This is a genomic window from Paenibacillus sp. EKM10P (assembly GCF_011800655.1).
GTDB classification, from domain to species: Bacteria; Bacillota; Bacilli; order Paenibacillales; family Paenibacillaceae; genus Paenibacillus; species Paenibacillus polymyxa.
The window spans coordinates 1-236 of record NZ_JAALET010000136.1 but is presented as its reverse complement, the minus strand read 5'-3'; the positions used below and the strand labels follow the sequence as shown (position 1 = coordinate 236).

1 protein-coding gene is annotated in these 236 nt (G+C 51.7%); it reads left to right on the top strand.

What is annotated here, in order from left to right:
• A partial coding sequence (locus tag HFE01_RS26825) for a hypothetical protein (protein WP_167438888.1) occupies positions 1-236 on the top strand: 236 nt, incomplete at both ends.

Below are 236 nucleotides of genomic sequence, written 5' to 3'. Positions count from 1 at the left end.
ATCAGCTACAGCCATCAGGAATATCGCAAGGAAACGATGGAACAGCTAGCCGAAGCGCTCAGAACCAGCCTGCAGGAAATCATCGCACATTGCGCGGGTCGCAAACAGCAGGAGCTGACGCCAAGCGATGTGATGCTTAAACCTGTAACCTTGGCCGAACTGGATCAGTTAGTAGAGCGGACTCGTGACATCGGGGAACTGGAAAATGTATATGCCTTGACACCGATGCAAAAAGG